We start from the raw sequence: 20,444 nt of genomic DNA, 5'->3' as shown, positions 1-20,444 counted from the left end.
GGTAGCGGATTGTCCGCCGCTTAGAACGACAGCGCCACGCTGGTGGTCAGGTTGCCGTAGTTGCGGCTGAAACCGTCGTCGTGCTGAAAGATGGCGTTGCGGGCGCGCAGGTAGCGGCCCTCTACCCGCACGGCCACGTTGGGGGTAGGTAGGTAGTCGAGGTTGAGGGAGCCGCCGCTGGTGCGGAAGTCGGCGTCGGTGCGGGCGGGGGTGATGTTGTTGATAAACACCCCACGCTCGGCATAGTAGTACTCGCCGCGCAGGGTAGTGGAAAATTGGTCGCTGAGCTGGTACTTCACGAAGGCCGCGCCGGTGTGCCACGTGTCGTAGCCGCGGCGGCCCTGGCTCTGCTGCTTGCCCACATCAAACACGCCCGCCACGCTCAGGCGGATGGTAGCGGCGTAGGTGAGGTAGAAATCGTGGAAGTAGCGGCGGCGAATCACGGAGTCCTGGGGCTGCTCGTTGCCGTAGAACGTGCTACTATTAAGGAGCAGCTTGTCCGAAATTTTCCACTGAATTTGGGTGCCCAGGGCCTTGGCCTGGTTGGTTTCGCGGATGTTCTGCCAGCCATTGAGCACCAGCCCGGTCAGCGTAAGCTCCGGCGCCATCTCGTAGGTCAAACGCGCCCCCGACTCGTAATAGGGCGAGTTTTCGGCCATCAGCGAGCGGGTCAGCGTCCAGTTGTCTTTGCTTAAAGCCGACTCAAACCCAATGTGCGAGCCGAAAATGCCCACGTCTAACCAGGCTTTCTTGAACGGTCGGAAGCCCGCGTACGCCTCAAATACGTGCTTGAGTACCTGGTCTTCAGCGGCATAGTTGGCACTTACGTAGGTGCCCGCGTGCAGCCCCACGGCCCCACGCACCCGGTCGTTGTTGTAGCGCATGCCTACCAGCGCCTGATTGATGGTAAACTCGTTTTGGCGGTTGTGGGAGTAAAGAAAAGCGGGCCGGTCGTGGGTAGGGCCGTGGTTGAAATCGTAGCCGTAGTAGCCATCCACGAAGCCGTAGTAGGTGAGGGAGGAAGGCGCGGGGACGGTCTGGGTAGTATCCGTCTGAGCCAGTGCTGTGGTGCTGCTCAGGGCGGTAGCCGCTAAAAATGCGAAGTATTTCATGAGGTGATTTTGCGCAAGGTAAAGCGCGTAAGAGGCACCGCACGTTTGATACGGCGGTTAGCTGTTCGCTTTTCGTTGAACAAGAGCTAATAGCTAACCGCCGTATCAAATGTGCGGTCGGTATATGAACTTTAAACTATCGATTAGCCAATGAGTCGAGGGCCAGGTTCAGCTCCAGCACGTTCACCGTAGCCGGGCCGAAAAACACCACCAGTGGCTCGTGAATATGGGCTGCTACCAGCGCCCGCACGCGGGCTTCGGGTAGGTTGCGCAGGCGGGCAATGCGCCCTACCTGGGCATAGGCGCCGGCCGGCGAGAGGTGCGGGTCGAGGCCGGAGCCGCTGGCCGTCACTAGCTCGGCGGGTACTGAGCCTTGCTGGGTAGGGTTCTGGCGCAGAAACTCGCTTACGCGGGTGCGTACCGTGGATAGGTACTCGGGGTTGCTGGGACCTTTGTTGGAGCCGCCCGAGCCGTCGGCGTGGTAGTCTACGGCCGATGGGCGCGAGTTGAAGTACTCAGGACGATCAAACTTCTGACCTACGTTGGCGAAGCCCACCACGCGGCCCTTATGCGACACCTGTACGCCCTGCCCGTGGCCGGGAGCGGCTTGAGCTACGGCCCATACCACGGCCGGGTAGAGTACGCAGCATACAATAAGGAGTACCAGCGTGAGACGGAAAGCAGGAAGCAAATGCGTTTTCATGGGTATAGATGTTTATAGAAGCTGTCATGCTAAGCGGAATTGAAGTATCTCTACCGCGTCGTTTGCGCCGATTAGGCGATTAGCATGACGTTCTTGTTTGTCTTAATTCAGCTACACAAAAAGCCCGACCACCAGGTCAATCAGCTTGATGCCGACGAACGGGACCACCACGCCGCCTACCCCGTACACCAGCAGGTTGCGGCGCAGCAGCGCCGCCGCGCCCAGGGGTTTGTAGGCCACGCCTTGCAGGGCCAGCGGCACCAGGGCCGGAATGATGAGCGCGTTGAAAATCACAGCCGACAGAATAGCCGACTGCGGCGAGTGCAGCCCCATTACGTTGAGCGCGCCCAGGGCCGGAATGGCCGTCATGAACAAGGCTGGCACAATGGCGAAGTACTTGGCCACGTCGTTGGCGATGCTGAAGGTGGTGAGCGTGCCGCGCGTCATTAGCAGCTGCTTGCCAATCTCCACTACCTCAATGAGTTTGGTAGGGTCGTTGTCGAGGTCGACCATGTTGCCGGCTTCCTTAGCGGCCTGGGTGCCTGAGTTCATGGCCACCCCTACGTCGGCCTGGGCCAGGGCGGGGGCGTCGTTGGTACCGTCGCCCATCATGGCCACCAGCCTGCCCTGTTGCTGCTCGGCGCGGATGTACTGCATCTTGTCCTCGGGCTTGGCCTCGGCAATGAAGTCATCGACGCCAGCTTTTTCGGCAATGAACTTGGCCGTGAGGGGGTTGTCGCCGGTTACCATCACCGTTTTGATGCCCATGGCCCGCAGGCGCGCAAACCGCTCCTGAATGCCAGGCTTGATGATGTCTTGCAACTCCACCACGCCCAGCACTTGGTCGTTTTGGCTGACTACTAGCGGCGTACCTCCGTTGGCGGATACGGCCTGCACCCGTTCGGCTACTTCCGCGGGGTAGGGGTGGCCGGCTTTTTCGGTGAGCTGACGGATGGCGTCGGCGGCGCCCTTGCGGATGCGCGTGCCGTCGGGGAGAGTCACGCCGCTGCTGCGGGTTTCGGCCGTGAAGCGGATTAGCTCGGCGCCTTCCAGCCTGCCTTGCAGCTGCTCGGGGCTGATCTGCTGCTCGCGGGCCAGGGCCACAATGCTCTTGCCCTCGGGCGTTTCGTCGGTGAGCGATGAGACGGTGGCGCCCTCCACAAACTGCCGGGTGTCTACCCCCGGCGCGGGCCAGAAGTGGGTAGCCTTGCGGTTGCCGATGGTGATGGTGCCGGTTTTATCGAGCAGCAGCACGTCGATGTCGCCGGCCGTTTCTACGGCTTTACCGCTCTTGGTGATGACGTTGGCGCGCAGGGCGCGGTCCATGCCCGCAATACCAATGGCCGAGAGCAGTCCGCCAATGGTGGTCGGAATCAGGCATACAAACAGCGCAATGAAAGCCGAAATGGCGATGGGCGTCTGGGCGTAATCGGCAAACGGGCTCAGCGTGACGCACACAATGATGAACACCAGCGTGAAGCCGGCCAGCAGGATGGTGAGGGCAATTTCGTTGGGCGTTTTCTGCCGCGAAGCGCCTTCCACCAAGGCAATCATCTTATCGAGAAACGACTCGCCGGGGGCGGTAGTCACCAGCACCACAATGCGGTCCGACAGCACCGTAGTACCGCCCGTTACGCTGGATTTGTCGCCGCCGGCCTCGCGTATCACCGGTGCCGACTCGCCCGTAATGGCCGACTCGTCGATGGTAGCCAGGCCCTCCACAATCTCCCCATCGGTAGGGATGATTTCGCCGGCTTCGACCACGAAAATCTGGCCTTTTTGCAGCTGCGCCGAGCTGATTTGCTGAAAGCTGCCGTTGTCGAGGCGCAGGCGGGCGGGCGTGTCCTGGCGGGTTTTGCGCAGGGAGTTGGCCTGGGCCTTGCCGCGTGCTTCGGCAATGGCTTCGGCAAAGTTGGCGAACAGCAACGTGAGCAGCAGCACCACAAATACCGTGAAGTTGTAGCCGAAGCTACCCTGGCTCGCATCGGGCCGAAACAGCAGACCCAGCGTGACAACAAGCATCACCACCGTGCCCAGTTCCACGGTAAACATCACCGGGTTGCGGAACATCGTGCGCGGGTCGAGCTTCACGAAGGCTTGCTTAGTAGCCTCCGCTACCAGCGCGGGTTGAAAGAGAGAAGACATATTATTAAGCTGTTAGCTGATAGCTGTTGGCTATTAGCTTTTAATAGAAAAAACAGAAGCTAGTGACAGTTGAGAATTGGGTAGCTTGTCGCTAGAAGGAAAGCTGACAGCTAACAGCCAGCAGCTAATAGCCAATTGAAACGTGCTCGGCCAGTGGCCCCAGCGCCAGGGCCGGGAAGAAGGCCAGGGCGGCGATAATCCAGATGACGAAGAAGACCATCAGGCCGAACGTGGCCGTGTCGAGGCGGAGCGTGCCGGCCGATTCGGGCGTGTACTTCTTGGCGGCCAGCAGGCCAGCAATGGCTACCGGCCCGATGATGGGTAAGTAGCGCGCCAGCAGCAGCACCACGCCGGTGGAGATATTCCACCAGGGCGTGTTGTCGCCCAGCCCCTCGAAACCCGAGCCGTTGTTGGCAGCCGAGGATGTGAATTCGTAGAGCATTTCCGAAAAGCCGTGGTAGCCGGGATTGGCCAGCCAGCCGGCGTAATCTGCGGGGTTGCGGGCGTAGAGGTAGGCCGTGAGGGCCGTGCCGGCCAGAATTAGCAGCGGGTGCAGTAGCGCAATGATGACGGCAATTTTCATCTCGCGGGCTTCCACTTTCTTACCCAGCAGCTCGGGTGTGCGCCCCACCAGCAGCCCCGAGATAAACACGGCCACGATGATGAACACGAAGAAGTTCAGGAAGCCTACCCCTACCCCTCCATAGAAGGAGTTGGTCATCATGCCCAGCAGCGTGTTCATGCCGGAGAGCGGCATCAGCGAGTCGTGCATGGCATTCACGGAGCCGTTGCTGGTGACGGTGGTGCTGATGGCCCATAGCGCCGAGGCCGGCGCACCCAGGCGCATCTCCTTGCCTTCCAGCGCGCCCAGGCGCTGGTCAATGCCCATGGCGGTGAGGGCGGGGTTGCCGTGCATTTCCAGGTAGAGGGTAGGGAGTTGGAGTAGCAGGTAACCCGCTGTCATCACCCCAAACACCATCCAACCCAGGCGCGGGCGGCGTAAGTAGTACCCCAGGGCCAAGGCCATTGCCATCGGAATGAGCAGGATGCCCATGTTTTCCAGGGCGTTGGTGAGGTAGGTAGGGTTTTCGAGGGGGTGGGCCGAGTTGACGCCGAAAAAACCGCCGCCATTCGTACCCAACTGCTTGATGCCGATGAGGGCAGCGGCCGGCCCACGGCTCACCGCCGTGGTATCGCCCTGCACCGTTACGAGGGACATTTTACCTTCCCACGTCATGGGCGTGCCCTGGAATACCAGCACCAGCGCCAGCGCCAACGACAGGGGCAGCAGCACCCGCGTGATGCTCTTCACAAAGTAATTGTAGAAGTTGCCGAGCTTTTCCGTGGTGCCTTCGCGCAGGGCGTTGAACACCACCACGCACGCCGCCATGCCCGTGCCGGCCGTCACGAATTGCAGAAACATCAGGCAGAACACCTGCGAGAAATACGTCACGCCCGACTCGCCGGAGTAGTGCTGCAAGTTGCAGTTCACCAGAAACGATATGGCCGTATTAAAGGCCTGATCGGCGGGCATTGAGGGATTGTGGTCGGGGTTGAGGGGTAGGCTGCCTTGGGTGGTCAGCACCAGCATCGCCCAGAAAAACCACAGCAGGTTGATGGTGAGCAGCGCCAGCAAATGCTGCTGCCAGCGCATTTCGCGGGTAGGGTCGATGCCGGCCAGACGAAACAGCAGGCGTTCCAGTGGCGCCAGAAAGTCCGACCAGCTTGTATCGCCGCGGTAGATGGTGGCCAGGTAGCGCCCCAGCGGCACCGCCAGCAGCATCGTGGCACCCATTATTAGGAGGATGCCGATAAGTTCGATAGTCATTGTAGTGGGTAGTTGTCAGTTGGTAGTTGTCGGGGTGAGACCTGGCGTGGATGACGCGCAGCTCACAGCCGGCAACTCGCAGCTAGAATTTTTCTGGCTTCAGCAGCACGTAGCTGAGGTAGGCGAAAGTGGCCAGAGAAAGCAGGAGCAGGGCAAGCATCATGGTAGGGTAGCGGTAGAAGTCAAGGCGCACCTTCAGATGCGCTCGAAAAAGGAAATAGAACGGTAGAACAGCCAGAAGCCGGCGCAACCAGTAGCCATAAGGAGCGGCAGAAGCAGGGGAGTAGGCATATGCTTTTTGCGTGTATTGGTGATGCCAACCAGTGAGCAATTCCCAGCCCTACCCCCTTGGGTTATTGGATAAAGTGTGTTTAACTAATTGATAAGCAGTGATAAAAAATAAAATACGCAGATCCTGCTACCCCATAAAGCAGGACACCGGACTAGCGTTTTGCTAGTCCGGTGTGCGAAATGCTAGTGGCTGAACAGAGTTGATTACCGCTAAATGCGTGCGGCCCCGCCGGGTAAGGCGTGGCCGCGAACAGCTGAACGAAATCTTAGAAGCGCCTGGACGGTGTAGAGACGCAAGTATGCGTCTCTACACCGTCCAGGCGCAAGGCAAATTTCTTACAACCCGTATTCCTGCAACTTGCGGTAGAGCGTGGTGTGCGCGATGCCCAGTACCCGCGCCGCCTCGGCCTTGTTGCCGCCCGCTTCCACCATCACGCGCTGGATGTGCTGCTTTTCGGCGTTGCGCAGGCTGCGCGGGTCGTCGGGGGTAGAGGCGTTGGTGGTGGTGGCCAGCTGAATTTCCAGTGGCAGGTCATCCACGGCAAGGGCATGGTTGGGCGGGGTAAGAATGGAGGCGCGCTCCAGCACATTCTTTAGCTCGCGCACGTTGCCCGGCCAGGGGTAGGCTGCCAGCGCCTGCATGGCTTCAGGGCTGATTTCTAAGGGCTGGCGGCGCAGCTTGACCGCAAACTGCCGGGCAAAGTGCGTCACCAGCGCCGGCACGTCGGCGCGGCGGGCACTCAGGGCCGGCACCTGAATCGTGACGACTGACAGGCGGTAGTACAAATCGGGGCGGAAATGACCGTCGGCGGCTTCCTGGCGTAGGTTGCGGTTGGTGGCAGCCACCAGGCGCACGTTCACGCGGGTAGGCTTGCTGTCGCCGAGCTTGGTAAACTCCTGGGTTTCGAGGGCGCGCAGCAGCTTGGCCTGGGCGCCGGCTTCCAGCTCCCCAATCTCATCCAGAAACAGAGTGCCACCGCTGGCTTCTTCCATCTGGCCTTTCTTATCAGTCAGCGCCCCCGTGAAAGCACCTTTCTTATACCCAAACAGCTCCGATTCCAGCAAATCCTTCGGAAAAGCCGAGCAATTGAGCGCTACAAGCGGCTTGCCCCGGCGCCCGCTACCCTGGTGAATGGCCTGGGCAAACAGCTCCTTGCCCGCGCCGGTAGGACCTTCCAGGAGCACGGTAGCATCCGTGAGGGCTACTTGCTGCGCCACGGTTTTGGCCTGCTCCAGGGCTGGCGCGTGCCCAATCATCGAGTCGAAACTGTACTGCGTGCCTACCTTTTTTTCCAGCGTAGCCACGCGGTGTTGCAAGCGCGCTTTGTCGGCAGCGCGGTCTACCACTACCACTAGCTGGTCGTCGGCATCGCCTTTGGTGAGGTAATCAAAAGCGCCTTCCTTCATAGCCCGCACGCCGTCGGCAATGGTGCCGTAGGCGGTCATGAGCACCACCTCGGCCAGGGGCGCCAAGGCGCGGTAGCGGGGTAGCAGGTCGAGGCCGCGACCGTCGGGTAGCTTCACATCCGACAACACTACCAGCACTTCCTCGGCGTGGGCGCGCAGCTCCTCCAGGCCGCGCTTAGCATCGGAGGCTTGGCGCACGGTGTATCCTTCTAGCTCCAAAGTGCGGGCAATGGCCTGGCGCAGCACGGCTTCGTCGTCGATGAGCAGAATGGTTCCGGTAGGCATAGGTAGGGGCGCGTAGCACGCGCCCATTGTTGCTAAGGTTGATTTGAAAAAAACAAGACCGTCATGCTGAGCTTGTCGAGGAATCTCGCGTGCTGATGTGAGATACTATCTGTCGTCAGCACGCGAGATTCCTCGACAAGCTTAGCATGACGGTCTGGCGTCAGCTAATCGACTACAACCGCTCAATCACTATGCTACTTGCCCCACCGCCGCCGTTGCAGATGCCCGTCACGCCGATTTTGCCGCCTTCCTGGTGCAGCACATTCACCAGCGTCGTCACGATGCGGGCGCCGCTGGCGCCCAGCGGGTGGCCTAAGCTTACAGCGCCGCCGTACACGTTTACCTTGGTGCCTTCCAGGTTCAGCAGCTTATTATTTGCCAGCGAAACTACCGAAAACGCCTCGTTAATCTCGTAGAAATCAACCTCCGACGCATCTACGCCGGCGTGCTTCAGCGCTTTCGGAATAGCCAAAGAAGGCGAGGTAGTAAACCACTCCGGCGCCTGCTCGGCATCGGCGAAACCGCGGATGCGGGCCAGGGGCGTTACGCCCAATTCTTCGGCCTTTTCGCGGCTCATGAGTAGCACGGCGGCGGCACCGTCGTTGAGGGTAGAAGCGTTGGCGGCCGTTACGGTGCCGCCGTCTTTCAGGAACGCAGGCTTCAGGCCGGGCAGTTTCGCAAAGTCTACTTTGAGGTATTCCTCATCGTCTTCTACCACCGTGGTCTTGCCTCGGCTGGTGATAGTCACGGGCACAATCTCGTCCTTTTTCTTGCCTTCCTGGGCCGCTTTGGCGCTACGGGTGTACGACTCAATGGCAAACTCATCCTGCTGCTCGCGGGTGAAGCCCATTTCCTTGGCCGTGTTTTCGGCCGCGTTGCCCATCGCGTAGTCGTGGTAGGGGTCCCAGAGGCCGTCGCGCACCAGGCCGTCAATCATCTGGCCATGACCATACTTCGCTCCAAAACGCGCTTTGTCGAGGTAGTACGGCACGTTGCTCATGCTCTCCATGCCACCGGCCAGCACCACGTCGGCCTGACCTAGCATAATGGCCTGCGCCCCGAACATGATAGCTTTGGTGCCCGAAGCGCACACTTTGTTCACAGTGGTGCACTCCACCGTGTCGGGGAGGCCGGCGTTGCGGGCCGCCTGGCGGGCGGGGGCTTGGCCCAAATTGGCCGAAATCACGTTGCCCATAATCACCTGCTGTACTTGATCAGGCGAAACACCGGCTTTATCTAAGGCCCCTTTGAGGGCAATACCGCCCAACTCCGTAGCCGAGAGAGAGGACAGACTACCGCCGAAACTACCAATAGGAGTACGAACAGCGGCTACAATTACTACGTCTTTGATTTGCATAACAAAAGGGTGGGGTGGGATTTGATGTGGTGATTATTGACGTGTTGATTCTTAAATGAGTTGATATGCTAACTAATTAATGTGTCGAAAATTGATTCGTACATCGCCACATCAAGAATCAACCTATCAACAATCACCACGCTGGTTTGTCGGAATCGGGTTTCTTTTCTGCTTTGTGCGGAATCTGCTGCAAATATTGCTGTTCGGCGGCGCCCAACGCGTTCAGGAGCTGTCGTGCTTTGTCGGGGCTGAGGTTCATCTGCTCCAGGCGGGCGCGTTGGGTCTGCAATTGGGATTCGTCGGTGGCCAGGTCGGTGCCGGCTCGCCGGCTAGCTCCCTGACGTGCGGTAGGGCCGGTTTCGTCGTTGCTGAGGCCGCGCACGCTACCCGGTGCGTTGCCCGTGGCTACCTCGCGCCGGGTGCCGCTACCCGGCCGAAAACCGCCCCGCGCCGCGGAGCCGGGCGCTGCATCGGGTTGGTTGGCGTTGGGCTGACCCCGCTGGTCGGCACGGGGCTGGGGTGCATTACGCGGGTCGTCGGGTAGGGTAGGGTCGTTGCGCTGGCCTTGCTGTCCGGTGTCGGCCTGGCGTTGCTGCTGCTGTTGCTCCTGAGATGGGGTAGGCTTTTTGGGAGCCTGGGCAGTAGGCGGCACAGCCGGCGGCGGTATGTCCGGCGACTGCTGCCGACGAGCCAGATAATCGCGGAGCAACTCATAATTATAACGGGCATCCGCATTGGTAGGAGAGGCAAGCAGCGCTTGGCGCAGCAACCTCACTGCCTGAGCATACTCGCCGCGCTGACTGGCCAACAGCGCCAGCTGCTGCTGCGCCACGCTGCGCACGGTGCGGGTAGGGCTGTCTAGCAGTTGGCCGTAGTAAGCGCGCGCCAGCGCCGACTGGCCGGCCCGCAGGCAAGAATGCGCCAGGTTCAGGATGATGGCATCTTCCGTAGCGCCATACTGCACCACGGCCGCCTGGTAGGCGCGCGCCGCCGCCGCAAAATCCTGCCGGGCGTAGGCTGCTTGCGCCTCCTGCACGGCCACGTTGCGATGATGAATGCGAGTGAGTTGATCTAGCCCACCGGCTCCACTGAGCAACAAAACCAGCAACAGAGCAAAGATTTTCACGGACGAATTATTTTCACAGTCAGCAAGATATCAACCCCCAAAAGCAATAGCGCCAGGGCCAGAGGGTAGCGGTAGCGGTTGTCAGCCACCGACACGGTACGTACCTGCTCGGCCTGGCCTTCCACCCGGTTTAGGGCATTCACGAGCAGCGGAAACTCGTTGCGCTGATCTGTCAACTCAAAATACTGCCCGCCGGTTTGTTCGGCCAAGCGGCGCAGCGTCTTCGGCTCTAGGCGCGTAATAGCGTCGCGGCCGTTGGCGTCGCGCACGTAGCCACCTTTGCGGGGGATGCGGCTGCCTTCGGGCGTACCTACCCCTACTGTAAACAGTCGGGCGCCCGAGCGGGTCAGCTGGCGCACCGTGGGCTCCAGGTTTTCCCCGAAATCCTCGCCGTCGCTCACCAGCACCAACGCCGTGGCCCGGGGCGGGCTTCCCGCGGGCTGGGGCGTGGCACTTAGCCGGGCCAGCACCAAGTCCAACGCCGGCGCCAGATCCGTAGTGCCAGCAGGCAGCAAATTCGTCTGGATGGTATTCACAAACAGCTGCAACGCGCTCTGGTCATACGTCAGCGGACACTGCACGTAAGCATCAGCCGCAAATACCACCAACCCAATACGGTCAGCTTGAAACCGGTTGATCAATTCGCTCAGCTCGGCCCGCGCCTTTAGCAGGCGGGTAGGCGACACGTCGGGCGCATCCATGGAGCGCGACACATCGAGTAACAGCCATACATCTTTGCCGGCCGTGCGTACGGGCTGCTGGGTGATTCCATAAGCTGGACCTAGCAGCGCCACCAGCAGCAAGCTGAAATAGGTGAGGCGCAGCACCAGCTTCCACGCCAGCCGCCAACCGCGCTGTTGGAGCGGGGCGGCTAGGCGCCACGTACGCACGGCGTAGCCCATGTATAAAAAAAGAAAGACCAGCAGCGCCGTCAGTTCGGGCCAGCCAAGAGGGTAAGCCCAATTCATTGAATTTTGCCCAAGCCGTTGGGTCTCATTTGATAAGGGGTTGCCCTCACGTTACTCATACTGGCAAATATAGCTCTTGCTAGGTAGCACGGCTTTTCCGACAACGCCGCCGCGAGGAAGATATTTTTTGAAAATGCTTGATTTCTCCATTCCAGTCGTATATTTGCGCACCAATCAGACGGAATAGCCGTCTTCTGGAGAGATGGGTGAGTGGCTGAAACCAGTAGTTTGCTAAACTGCCGTAGCTCTAAAGGCTACCGGGGGTTCGAATCCCCCTCTCTCCGCTGTTTGTAGTTAAGAATTATGAATTAATAATTAAAAATCATCTGGTATACCAGAGCCGATTTTAATTGCTAATTATTAATTCATAATTCTTAATTGTTTTTCGGGGTGTAGCGTAGCCCGGTATCGCGCCTGCTTTGGGAGCAGGAGGCCGCAGGTTCGAATCCTGCCACCCCGACCCGTGCTGAAGCCGGCCGTCCGCCTAGCCGGACGGCCGGCTTTTTGTTTTTGGTCCCGTAGCTCAGCTGGATAGAGCAGCTGCCTTCTAAGCAGCCGGTCATGTGTTCGAATCACATCGGGGTCACGGCAGAACGAAAAAGGCCCTTAGCGCACTGCTAAGGGCCTTTTCTATAAAAAATATGCTATAAGAGTTCTGTTAGAACTGATACACCAGTGCATTAATATTCATGCCGGCTCCTACGGAAGCAAACAATACCACGTCACCCGCGTCGATGCGGTGACCGGGTAGCTGGCCTTTTTGCAGTAGATCGAGCAGGGTAGGGACGGTGGCAACTGAGCTATTTCCCAACCAACTGATGGTCATGGGCATCAGCTCCTGGTTGGTGCATTCTTCCCCATAGAGCTTGAAGAGGCGCTGCAAAATGGCCACATCCATCTTCTCATTGGCTTGGTGAATGAGCACCTTGCGCACTTGATTAAGATGTACGTTGGCTTTCTGTAGTGCCGTTTGAATAACCAACGGCACGTGTTGCAACGCAAACTCGTAGAGCCGGCGGCCGTTCATTTTCATATAACGGTCTGGGTCGTTGGCTCTTTCCGGGTTATAAGATTTGCCCATTTGTAAGAGGCTGGCATACTCGTGGGCGTGCGTTTGGGTGTGGTGGGACAGAATGCCAATGCCTTCCTGCTCGGTGGCTTCCAGAATAACCGCCCCGCTACCATCGCTAAACAGCATAGTGTCCCGGTCGTGTGGGTCAACGATGCGGGAAAGGGTTTCGGTGCCGATAACAAGGCAGCGCCGGGCGTCGCCGGAGCGAATGTAGTAGCTGGCTTGCACCAAGGCCTCCAGCCAGCCGGGGCAGCCAAAGGCCATATCGTAGGCCACGCAATCGGGGTTGCGGATGGCCAGCCGGGCCTTGATGCGCGAAGCCAGCGACGGCACCATATCCACGCGGTTGCTGCCCGATACTACGTCACCAAAATTGTGCGCAACGATGATATAGTCAAGCGTTTCCGGATCAATGCCGGAGCTGGTAAGGGCTTCTCGTGCGGATAGAAAGCCCAGGTCCGACGCCGTGTGGTCGGAGTGGGCGTAGCGCCGGGCTTGAATGCCGGTAATGGCGCTGAATTTTTCCAGAATGGTAGCTGGGGCCTGTTGTATTTCGGCGCCTTCGGCCGAAAAAAAACGAGTTGCTAGGAAGTCCTGGTTGTCAACGACCGTGTCCGGGATATAGCTGCCCGTAGCTGCAATGATGGATCGGATCATTGAGATAGGAGGGATGTGATGACCGCCAAGGGTAGGCAGTGTATTGCTTGAAAACCCATAGATACCACTTATTGTTGAGCCCCTAATCGGATTTACTATTATTTCTTGCGAAAACAGGCAGTGTAACGCCTTGCGGCTGAAAATGTGCTATGGTATCTAGAGGCCAAACCACACGGCGGTAGGGACCTGCGTTTGGCAAAACAGCGTGACCAAAACAAAAGCAGTATTCGCTAAGAAAACTGCTGGTAGTGGTACGTATCCGAGGACTGCCTACCCTTTCTCATCACGATTTACGTCCGCCCATGTCCTCCCAATTTCTCTTCGCTACTGGCATCGAAAACAGCAACCCCACTATCCAAAACGGAAAAGAGCGGGTAGATGAGCTGGAAAAATGCGGCCACTACAAGCACTGGCGCACCGATTTTGACCTGGTGCAAGAGCTGGGTATTTCGTTTCTGCGCTATGGGCCGCCCATTCATACCACGTTTCTAGGGCCGGGCAAGTACGATTGGTCGTTTGCGGATGAAACGTTTGGAGAGTTGCGGCGGCGCGACATTGTGCCCATCGTAGACCTATGCCACTTCGGTGTGCCCGACTGGGTAGGAAATTTTCAGAACGGCGATTTTCCTGCCCTCTTCGCGCAATATGCGCGGGCGTTTTCCGAGCGTTTTCCGTGGGTACAGCTCTATACGCCGGTCAATGAAATGTATATCTGCGCCGAGTTTTCGGCCCTCTATGGCTGGTGGAACGAGCAACTGGCCAGCGACCAGGCTTTCGTGAGGGCTCTCAAATACATCGTAAAAGCCAACGTGTTGGCCATGCAGGCCATCCTAGAGGTGCGCCCAGATGCGCTGTTTATCCAGAGCGAGTCGTCGGAGTATTTCCACGCCGAGAACCCCGCGGCCATCAAGCCTGCTGAGCTGCTGAACGCCAAGCGGTTTCTGTCGCTGGACCTGAACTACGGGCGACGGGTAGACTCCGAGATGTATGAGTATCTGCTGGATAATGGCATGACGCGCGAGGAATACCACTTCTTCTTGAAGAGCAACCTCAAGCACCATTGCATTATGGGCAACGACTACTACAAGACCAACGAGCATCGCGTGCGTGCCGATGGCAGCACCACCGCGTCGGGCGAGATATTTGGCTACCACGTCATCACCCAACAGTACCACGACCGGTACCGCCTCCCTGTAATGCACACCGAAACCAACCTCTGGCAAGGCCCCAACGGCGACGAGGCCGTGCAGTGGCTCTGGAAGGAGTGGGCCAACGTGCTACGCGTGCGCAACGACGGCGTGCCCATTGTGGGCTTCACCTGGTACTCGCTCACCGACCAAGTAGACTGGGATACGGCCCTGCGCGAAAACAACGGCCATGTGAACCCTCTGGGCCTCTACGACCTCGACCGCAACATCCGGCCGGTAGGGGAGGCCTACAAGCAGCTCATCCACGATTGGCGCCAAGTACTACCCGCTCAGAGTGTGTGCTTGCAGGTGCCCATCATCCTACCCAGCGAAAGCGACGAGCAGTGGGCGCACAAAAAGAAAACGCAGGCTAAACAGGCGCAACGCGATAAATCGACCGCGCCGGCCAACACACCTTCCCCGGAGCCGTAGTACTGTCGAGTTTCCCCTCCCGATTCTTTTCAGAGTACGAACCAAGTAGAGCATGCGATTTGAAAATAAAGTAGCGCTGGTAACCGGCGGTGATAGTGGCATTGGCTTAGCCGTGGCCAAGCGCTTGGCCTCAGAAGGTGCCCGCCTGATGTTGGTAGGCCTTGATAATGAAAAACTGAAAGCGGCGGCGCAAACGGTGAAAGACGCCGGCGCCCCCGACGTGCGGACCAGCGTATGCGACGTGGCTAAGGAAAAGAAGGTGGAAGCCACCGTGGCTAGTACGCTGAAGCATTTCGGGCAACTGGATATTATCATCAACAACGCTGGCCTGATGGACTTTAAGCCCCTAGAAGAACTCACCGGCGACGACTGGATGCGCGTGCTGAGCGTGGATTTACTTGGCACATTCTACTTCACCAAGCAGGCGTTTTTACACATGCCCAAGGGCGGCACCATTGTCAATGTATCCAGCATTCACGCCATAGAGACCAGCCCGCTGGTAGCGCCCTACGCAGCGGCTAAGGCGGCAGTGCTGTCGCTCACGCGCTCCTCGGCATTGGAAGGACAGCCTAAGAACATCCGGGTGAACTCCGTGCTGCCAGGCGCTATCGACACACCCATGCTCTGGGACAATCCCAACATCAAAAGTGGGGTAGAAAAGATTGACCCCACCAACGTGGGCAAGCCCGAAGACGTAGCTGCCGCCATTGCCTACCTCGCCTCCGACGACTCTACGTTTATACAAGGCGCCCTGCTTCGCGTAGACGGCGGCCGCCTGGCCCAGCTGTAAGAGCCAAGACGAGTAACCGTTGTGAGACGGCCACCATGCAAAAGCCCGCTGCTACCTGATGTAGCAGCGGGCTTTTGTATAAGCTTAGTGAAATGAAAATCAGAAAATGGAGGCAAAGCCCTGGCAGGCACTCACCCAGGCATAGCCGTAGGAGCGAGACTCCTCCTGTGCCTGCAACGCCTGCTGTTTTCGTAGTCGTTCTGCTTTGTGGAACTGGTGCACTGTGGTGAGCAGCGACGAGCGTTGCCATTTCAGTGACAGAAGACGCCGAACCTTCGTGGGCCGACCAGCAAGCGCGAGTAGAGTAGCCATGGCAGTTGGAGTTTGGTGAGAAGCTTAATATATCGATATACTTTTATAATTACAAGTTGAGCCGTGCGTTCTTACCCGTTGCCAGCCCCAGATAGCAGCTCCCTACCCAGAAAAAACAGCTGATTGGCGGCCACAGTAACCCCCGATTTAACAGCAACGCTTACGGGCTGTAAACCGGACTAAAACTGGCAAAAACCGGATAAAATCGGTATCTTTGTCTATTAAACTTTGCGCTGAAACAACAAGCGACACATGAGCGAAACCACCGAAAATAAAGTCCCCGTGGAGTATACCGCGGATAGCATTCAGGTACTCGAAGGACTCGAAGCCGTGCGCAAGCGCCCGGCCATGTACATTGGCGATATTGGTGTGAAAGGCCTCCACCACTTGGTGTGGGAAGTAGTAGATAACTCCATTGATGAAGCCCTGGCCGGTTATTGCGACCGGATTGAGGTGACCATCAACGAAAACAATTCCATCACCGTCCGCGACAACGGCCGCGGCATTCCCGTCGACTTTCACCAGAAAGAAGGCCGCTCGGCCTTGGAAGTGGTGATGACCGTGCTGCACGCCGGTGGCAAGTTCGACAAGGACAGCTACAAGGTATCGGGCGGTTTGCATGGGGTAGGCGTGAGCTGCGTGAACGCGCTTAGCCAGGACCTGAAAGTGACCGTGCGCCGCAAAGGCAAAATGTACGAGCAGGAATACAAAATTGGCTTCCCGCAGTATCCTGTTAGAGAAATCGGCGAAACCGAAGAGCATGGTACGCAGGTTGACTTCCTGCCCGACAACACCATCTTCACGGAGTCGGTGTATAAGTATGAAACCATTGCCGGACGTTTGCGCGAGTTGGCCTACCTCAACAAAGGTATTCGCATTGTACTCACAGACCGCCGCGAGCAGCAGGAAGATGGCAGCTACCTGGGCGAGGAGTTCTTCTCGCACGGTGGCCTGTCGGAGTTTGTACAGTACCTCGACAATGGTCGTACGGTGCTCATGCCCCGCCCCATTCACGTGGAGAGCGAGAAGGGTGGCACCCCGGTAGAAGTAGCGTTGCAGTACAACGATTCCTACCAGGAGCACATCTTCAGCTACGTCAACAACATCAACACCCACGAGGGCGGCACGCACGTGGCTGGCTTCCGGGCGGCTCTTACCCGCACGCTTAAGGCCTACGCCGATAAGTCGGGTATGCTGGAGAAGGCCAAGGTTGAGATTCAGGGCGACGACTTCCGTGAGGGCCTCACGGCCGTTATTTCCGTGAAAGTGCAGGAGCCGCAGTTTGAGGGCCAAACCAAAACCAAGCTTGGTAATTCCGACGTGAGCGGCGCCGTGAATACGGTAGTGGGCGAAATCCTGAACCAGTTCTTGGAAGAAAACCCCAAGGAAGCCCGCATCATCATCGAGAAGGTAATTTTGGCGGCTAAGGCGCGTATTGCGGCCCGTAAGGCGCGCGAAATGGTGCAGCGCAAAACCGTGCTGGGCTCTACAGCTCTACCCGGCAAGCTGGCCGACTGCTCCGAGACGGACCCTGCTATCTGTGAATTGTATCTGGTGGAAGGTGACTCGGCTGGCGGTACCGCCAAGCAGGGCCGTAACCGGGGCTTCCAGGCCATTTTGCCGCTCCGTGGTAAAATCCTGAACGTAGAGAAGGCGCAGGAGCACCACATCTACGAAAACCAGGAAATTCGGAACATGATTACGGCCCTGGGCGTGAGCATGGAGAAGAAGGTGAGTGAAGACGATGGCACCACCAATAGCTCCCTGAACATCGACAAGCTGCGCTACCACAAGGTCATCATCATGACCGACGCCGACATCGACGGCTCGCACATCCGCACGCTGATTCTGACGTTCTTCTTCCGCTACATGCGCGAGCTGGTGGACCGGGGCTATATCTACATTGCCCTACCCCCGCTCTACCTCGTGAAAAAAGGTAAGGAGGAGCGCTACTGCTGGACCGAACAAGAGCGCATGGATGCCCAAGAAGAAATGGGCAAAGGCAAGCCCGAATCGGTGAACGTGCAGCGCTACAAGGGCTTGGGCGAGATGAACGCCGAGCAGCTGTGGGAAACCACTATGCAGCCCGAAACCCGCTCTCTGAAGCAGGTAACGGTAGAATCGGCGGCCGAGGCCGACCACCTGTTCTCCATGCTGATGGGCGACGAGGTAGGACCCCGCCGCGAGTTTATCGAGAAAAACGCCAAGTACGCCAAATTGGACGTATAGTGATTCGAAAAAGCCCGCCGATCAGCGGGCTTTTTCTTTGCATCTATCTACCGCGCTTTCGTATGATTTATTGTGATTGGCACAACAGAAGCTGGTAATACAGCGTGTATCTTGCCAATTCTCTTTCCGTAGCCCGCCCTATTTACTTTATGAAGCTTTTTAAATCTTCCGACCTCATCCGCAAGAGCAAGTACATCAGCCGCGACCTGAGCTGGATGCGCTTCAATTACCGCGTGCTCGACCAGGCGAAGGACACGGCGCGCACGCTGTTCGACCGCCTGAAATTCCTGGCCATCACTTCCAGCAACCTCGACGAATTTTTCATGATTCGGGTAGGGTCACTGTACAACTACCTCGACTACGGCAAGGAGCGCATCGACTACTCTGGCCTGCGCGAGCTGCCCTTCCGGCGCAAGCTGCTGGACTTTGCCCACCGCTTCGTAAACGACCAGTCGCTCACGTTTTTGAATGAGCTGAAGCCCTTGTTCGAGAAGAATGGCTTTAACATTCTGAAAATGGAGGACCTGACGGAAACCGAGTTGAAAAAGGCCGACGGCTATTTCAAAAACACGGTGTTTCCGCTGCTCACGCCCATGGTATACGATTCCTACCACGGCTTCCCGATGATGATGAACCAGATGCTCATTTTCGGGGTAGTGACGCGGGCGGGTAGCGGCAGCCTGGGCGACGGCGACCTGGAAAAAGGGCAGGAGCGCCTCACCTTTGTGCAGATTCCGCAGAACCTGGCGCGCTTCTTCGAGTTGTCTCGCAAGGATAAGGTGCTGTTTGTGCCCATTGAGGAGATTGTGCGGGCCAACCTACCCAAGCTGTTCCGCAACGTAGACATTCTGGCGGCCAACCTGTTCCGCATCACCCGCAATGGCGATTTCACGCTGGAAGAGTCAGACGACATTGACGTGGACTTCATCAAGGAAATTCAGTCGGGACTGAAGACACGCAAGAAGGGTAGGGTAGTGCGTCTGGAAATCGAGCAAAACGCCTCGCCGATACTGCTAAACGTGCTGAAGGAACGGTGGAAGATTGATAACGGCAACGTGTTTGTTATAAACTCATTGATGGATATGAAAGGCTTATTTCAGATTCTGAAGCACCCCAACTTCCGGGGAAAGGGAGCCCGTATGCCCTCGGCCGTGCCCCCGCTCAGCCTACCCGAAGGTGCCGAGGAAAACCTGTTTGAGTACCTCAAGCACTACGACGTGCTGCTGCACCACCCCTACAACAGCATCGAGCCCATGGTGCGGCTGTTGGAGCAGGCCGCCGAAGACCCGTATGTGCTGGGTATCAAGCAAACCATCTACCGCTTGGCCGAGGACTCGCGCGTGTCGGCGGCACTGCTGAAGGCGGCCGAGAACGGCAAGCACGTGTCGGTGCTGTTTGAGGTGAAGGCGCGCTTCGATGAGGAACGCAACATCCGCGAGGGCGCCAAGCTGGAAAAGGCTGGCTGCTTCGTAATTTATGGGGTAGGGAAGTACAAGACCCACACCAAGATGTTGCAGATCATCCGCAAGGAAGGCGAGAAGGTCACGCGCTACGTGCACATCGGATCGGGTAACTACAACGAGCAAACCTCGCGCCTCTACACCGACGTGAGCATGCTGACGACCAACGACGTGTACGGCCACGACGTGTCGGAATTCTTCAATGTCATCACCGGTCACTCCCAACCCGACGATTACGAGTACCTCATCACGGCGCCCAAAGACATGCGCCAGCAGCTCATCCACCTCATTCGGGAGGAAGTGAAGAATGCCAAAAAGGGCCTGCCCAGCGGCATTGTGATGAAAATGAACTCCTTGGAGGACAAAGAGATAATAGATGAGTTCTACAAAGCCAGCAAGGCCGGTGTGCCTATCCGGTTTGTGGTGCGCGGCATTTGCTGCCTGCGGCCGGGTAGGGTAGGGCTAAGTGAGAACATCGAGGTGCGCAGCATTGTGGGCGATTACCTGGAGCACTCGCGCCTGTTTTACTTCCACCAAGCCGGGCAACCGAAAGTATACGCCGGCTCGGCCGATATCATGGTGCGCTCCTTCGACCGGCGCATTGAGGCACTGTTCCTGATTGTGAATCCGCAGCTCAAGCGCGAGGCCATCAGCATCCTGATGATGAACCTATTGGACAACCAGAATTCCTACCTCATGCGCGAAGACGGCGCCTACGTGCGCCTCAAACCGGGCGCTGATGAGGCGGCTATCGACATTCACCGGGCCTTCTACGTGCCTGATGCGGAGCTGTTGGCCAATGCCACGCCTGAAGGCCTCCTGGAACTACTGGACAAGCAACGCCGCCACACCGAGTCGGTGATGGCTACCGCCCAGCAGGCCGCCGTAGCCGGCACCGCCCCCGAAGTGCCCGCCGACGAGCTGCTCGACCCGCTGGCCGTGGCCGCCCTGGGCGAAGAAGAATGCGACGAATCGGAAGAAATGCTGGAAACGCCGAACCATCATTTAGGGCCGAGCAAGGACTAAAAGGTGAAGTTGTGAGTTTGTGAATTTGTAAATGCAAAAGCGTCTGTCATCCTGAGC

The 20,444-nt window shown here is 58.1% G+C and carries 15 protein-coding genes and 3 tRNA genes; 7 read left to right on the top strand and 11 right to left on the bottom strand.

Annotated elements, in window-relative coordinates:
- Positions 1 to 20: 20 nt before the first annotated feature.
- The 9 genes from KYK14_RS07935 to KYK14_RS07895 all read right to left on the bottom strand — a co-directional run bounded on the left by KYK14_RS07935 (position 21) and on the right by KYK14_RS07895 (position 11,222).
- The gene (locus tag KYK14_RS07935) at positions 21 to 1,112 is read right to left on the bottom strand and encodes a porin (protein ID WP_219158315.1); all 1,092 of its coding nucleotides are present in this window, start codon (positions 1,110 to 1,112) and stop codon (positions 21 to 23) included.
- Between the two features lie 136 nt (positions 1,113 to 1,248).
- Entirely contained in the window at positions 1,249 to 1,815 is a 567-nt protein-coding gene (gene kdpC / locus KYK14_RS07930) for a potassium-transporting ATPase subunit KdpC (protein WP_185283258.1), read from the bottom strand.
- A 111-nt stretch (positions 1,816 to 1,926) separates the two neighbouring features.
- On the bottom strand, positions 1,927 to 3,960 hold the full coding sequence (gene kdpB / locus KYK14_RS07925; RefSeq protein ID WP_219158313.1) for a potassium-transporting ATPase subunit KdpB: 2,034 nt from the start codon (positions 3,958 to 3,960) through the stop codon (positions 1,927 to 1,929).
- Positions 3,961 to 4,084: 124 nt separating this feature from the next.
- Positions 4,085 to 5,788, bottom strand: a complete 1,704-nt coding sequence (gene kdpA / locus KYK14_RS07920) for a potassium-transporting ATPase subunit KdpA (RefSeq protein ID WP_219158311.1) — start codon at positions 5,786 to 5,788, stop codon at positions 4,085 to 4,087.
- An 82-nt stretch (positions 5,789 to 5,870) separates the two neighbouring features.
- Positions 5,871 to 5,981 (bottom strand): potassium-transporting ATPase subunit F, encoded by a 111-nt coding sequence (locus KYK14_RS07915; protein WP_219158309.1) that lies wholly within the window; start codon positions 5,979 to 5,981, stop codon positions 5,871 to 5,873.
- Between the two features lie 434 nt (positions 5,982 to 6,415).
- On the bottom strand, positions 6,416 to 7,771 hold the full coding sequence (locus tag KYK14_RS07910) for a sigma-54-dependent transcriptional regulator (protein ID WP_219158307.1): 1,356 nt from the start codon (positions 7,769 to 7,771) through the stop codon (positions 6,416 to 6,418).
- Positions 7,772 to 7,943: 172 nt separating this feature from the next.
- Positions 7,944 to 9,128 carry an acetyl-CoA C-acyltransferase gene (locus KYK14_RS07905; protein ID WP_208306082.1) on the bottom strand — a complete coding sequence of 395 codons (1,185 nt, stop codon included), beginning with the start codon at positions 9,126 to 9,128 and terminating at the stop codon, positions 7,944 to 7,946.
- Between the two features lie 133 nt (positions 9,129 to 9,261).
- Positions 9,262 to 10,254 carry a tetratricopeptide repeat protein gene (locus KYK14_RS07900; protein WP_219158305.1) on the bottom strand — a complete coding sequence of 331 codons (993 nt, stop codon included), beginning with the start codon at positions 10,252 to 10,254 and terminating at the stop codon, positions 9,262 to 9,264.
- Positions 10,251 to 11,222, bottom strand: coding sequence for a VWA domain-containing protein (locus KYK14_RS07895; protein ID WP_219158304.1), 972 nt, complete (start codon positions 11,220 to 11,222; stop codon positions 10,251 to 10,253). Before KYK14_RS07895 ends, KYK14_RS07900 begins: the two co-directional genes overlap by 4 nt.
- Positions 11,223 to 11,418: 196 nt before the next feature.
- On the opposite strand from KYK14_RS07895, the gene KYK14_RS07890 reads away from it, so the two are divergent.
- The 3 genes from KYK14_RS07890 (at position 11,419) to KYK14_RS07880 (ending at position 11,808) form a co-directional block, all read left to right on the top strand.
- Positions 11,419 to 11,506 (top strand) — tRNA-Ser (locus KYK14_RS07890).
- Positions 11,507 to 11,608: 102 nt separating this feature from the next.
- Positions 11,609 to 11,682: transfer RNA gene (locus tag KYK14_RS07885), tRNA-Pro, on the top strand.
- A 52-nt stretch (positions 11,683 to 11,734) separates the two neighbouring features.
- A tRNA-Arg gene (locus KYK14_RS07880) sits at positions 11,735 to 11,808 on the top strand.
- A gap of 72 nt (positions 11,809 to 11,880) precedes the next feature.
- Here KYK14_RS07880 and KYK14_RS07875 read toward each other — a convergent pair.
- Complete coding sequence (locus tag KYK14_RS07875) at positions 11,881 to 12,951, bottom strand: 3-oxoacyl-ACP synthase III family protein (protein WP_208306085.1); 1,071 nt, start codon at positions 12,949 to 12,951, stop codon at positions 11,881 to 11,883.
- A gap of 302 nt (positions 12,952 to 13,253) precedes the next feature.
- Here KYK14_RS07875 and KYK14_RS07870 point away from each other — a divergent pair, with 302 nt between their 5' ends.
- Positions 13,254 to 14,570, top strand: a complete 1,317-nt coding sequence (locus KYK14_RS07870) for a family 1 glycosylhydrolase (protein WP_219158302.1) — start codon at positions 13,254 to 13,256, stop codon at positions 14,568 to 14,570.
- Positions 14,571 to 14,622: 52 nt separating this feature from the next.
- On the top strand, positions 14,623 to 15,360 hold the full coding sequence (locus KYK14_RS07865) for an SDR family NAD(P)-dependent oxidoreductase (protein ID WP_219158300.1): 738 nt from the start codon (positions 14,623 to 14,625) through the stop codon (positions 15,358 to 15,360).
- 99 nt (positions 15,361 to 15,459) lie between these two features.
- Here KYK14_RS07865 and KYK14_RS07860 read toward each other — a convergent pair whose 3' ends face one another.
- Positions 15,460 to 15,672, bottom strand: a complete 213-nt coding sequence (locus KYK14_RS07860) for a hypothetical protein (RefSeq protein ID WP_219158298.1) — start codon at positions 15,670 to 15,672, stop codon at positions 15,460 to 15,462.
- A 252-nt stretch (positions 15,673 to 15,924) separates the two neighbouring features.
- Between KYK14_RS07860 and gyrB the strand changes: the two genes are divergently transcribed.
- Both gyrB and ppk1 read left to right on the top strand, forming a co-directional pair.
- Positions 15,925 to 17,901: a DNA topoisomerase (ATP-hydrolyzing) subunit B gene (gene gyrB / locus KYK14_RS07855; protein ID WP_185283311.1), complete on the top strand. Its 1,977-nt coding sequence runs from the start codon at positions 15,925 to 15,927 to the stop codon at positions 17,899 to 17,901.
- Between the two features lie 149 nt (positions 17,902 to 18,050).
- Positions 18,051 to 20,387 carry a polyphosphate kinase 1 gene (gene ppk1, locus KYK14_RS07850; RefSeq protein WP_243900086.1) on the top strand — a complete coding sequence of 779 codons (2,337 nt, stop codon included), beginning with the start codon at positions 18,051 to 18,053 and terminating at the stop codon, positions 20,385 to 20,387.
- The last annotated feature ends 57 nt before the right edge of the window (positions 20,388 to 20,444 follow it).

It is taken from the genome of Hymenobacter profundi (genome assembly GCF_019334315.1).
Lineage (GTDB): Bacteria > Bacteroidota > Bacteroidia > Cytophagales > Hymenobacteraceae > Hymenobacter > Hymenobacter profundi.
Note: the sequence above shows the minus strand (reverse complement) of the source record. Positions and strands in the feature narration are given on the sequence as shown.

Coding starts and splice junctions, on each gene's coding strand:
- KYK14_RS07865 (WP_219158300.1), top strand. CDS start 14,623: ATGCGATTTGAAAATAAAGTAGCGCTGGTAACCGGCGGTGATAGTGGC.
- gyrB (WP_185283311.1), top strand. CDS start 15,925: ATGAGCGAAACCACCGAAAATAAAGTCCCCGTGGAGTATACCGCGGAT.
- KYK14_RS07935 (WP_219158315.1), bottom strand. CDS start 1,112: ATGAAATACTTCGCATTTTTAGCGGCTACCGCCCTGAGCAGCACCACA.
- KYK14_RS07870 (WP_219158302.1), top strand. CDS start 13,254: ATGTCCTCCCAATTTCTCTTCGCTACTGGCATCGAAAACAGCAACCCC.
- KYK14_RS07875 (WP_208306085.1), bottom strand. CDS start 12,951: ATGATCCGATCCATCATTGCAGCTACGGGCAGCTATATCCCGGACACG.
- ppk1 (WP_243900086.1), top strand. CDS start 18,051: ATGAAGCTTTTTAAATCTTCCGACCTCATCCGCAAGAGCAAGTACATC.
- KYK14_RS07910 (WP_219158307.1), bottom strand. CDS start 7,771: ATGCCTACCGGAACCATTCTGCTCATCGACGACGAAGCCGTGCTGCGC.
- kdpC (WP_185283258.1), bottom strand. CDS start 1,815: ATGAAAACGCATTTGCTTCCTGCTTTCCGTCTCACGCTGGTACTCCTT.
- kdpA (WP_219158311.1), bottom strand. CDS start 5,788: ATGACTATCGAACTTATCGGCATCCTCCTAATAATGGGTGCCACGATG.
- KYK14_RS07905 (WP_208306082.1), bottom strand. CDS start 9,128: ATGCAAATCAAAGACGTAGTAATTGTAGCCGCTGTTCGTACTCCTATT.
- KYK14_RS07895 (WP_219158304.1), bottom strand. CDS start 11,222: ATGAATTGGGCTTACCCTCTTGGCTGGCCCGAACTGACGGCGCTGCTG.
- kdpB (WP_219158313.1), bottom strand. CDS start 3,960: ATGTCTTCTCTCTTTCAACCCGCGCTGGTAGCGGAGGCTACTAAGCAA.
- KYK14_RS07860 (WP_219158298.1), bottom strand. CDS start 15,672: ATGGCTACTCTACTCGCGCTTGCTGGTCGGCCCACGAAGGTTCGGCGT.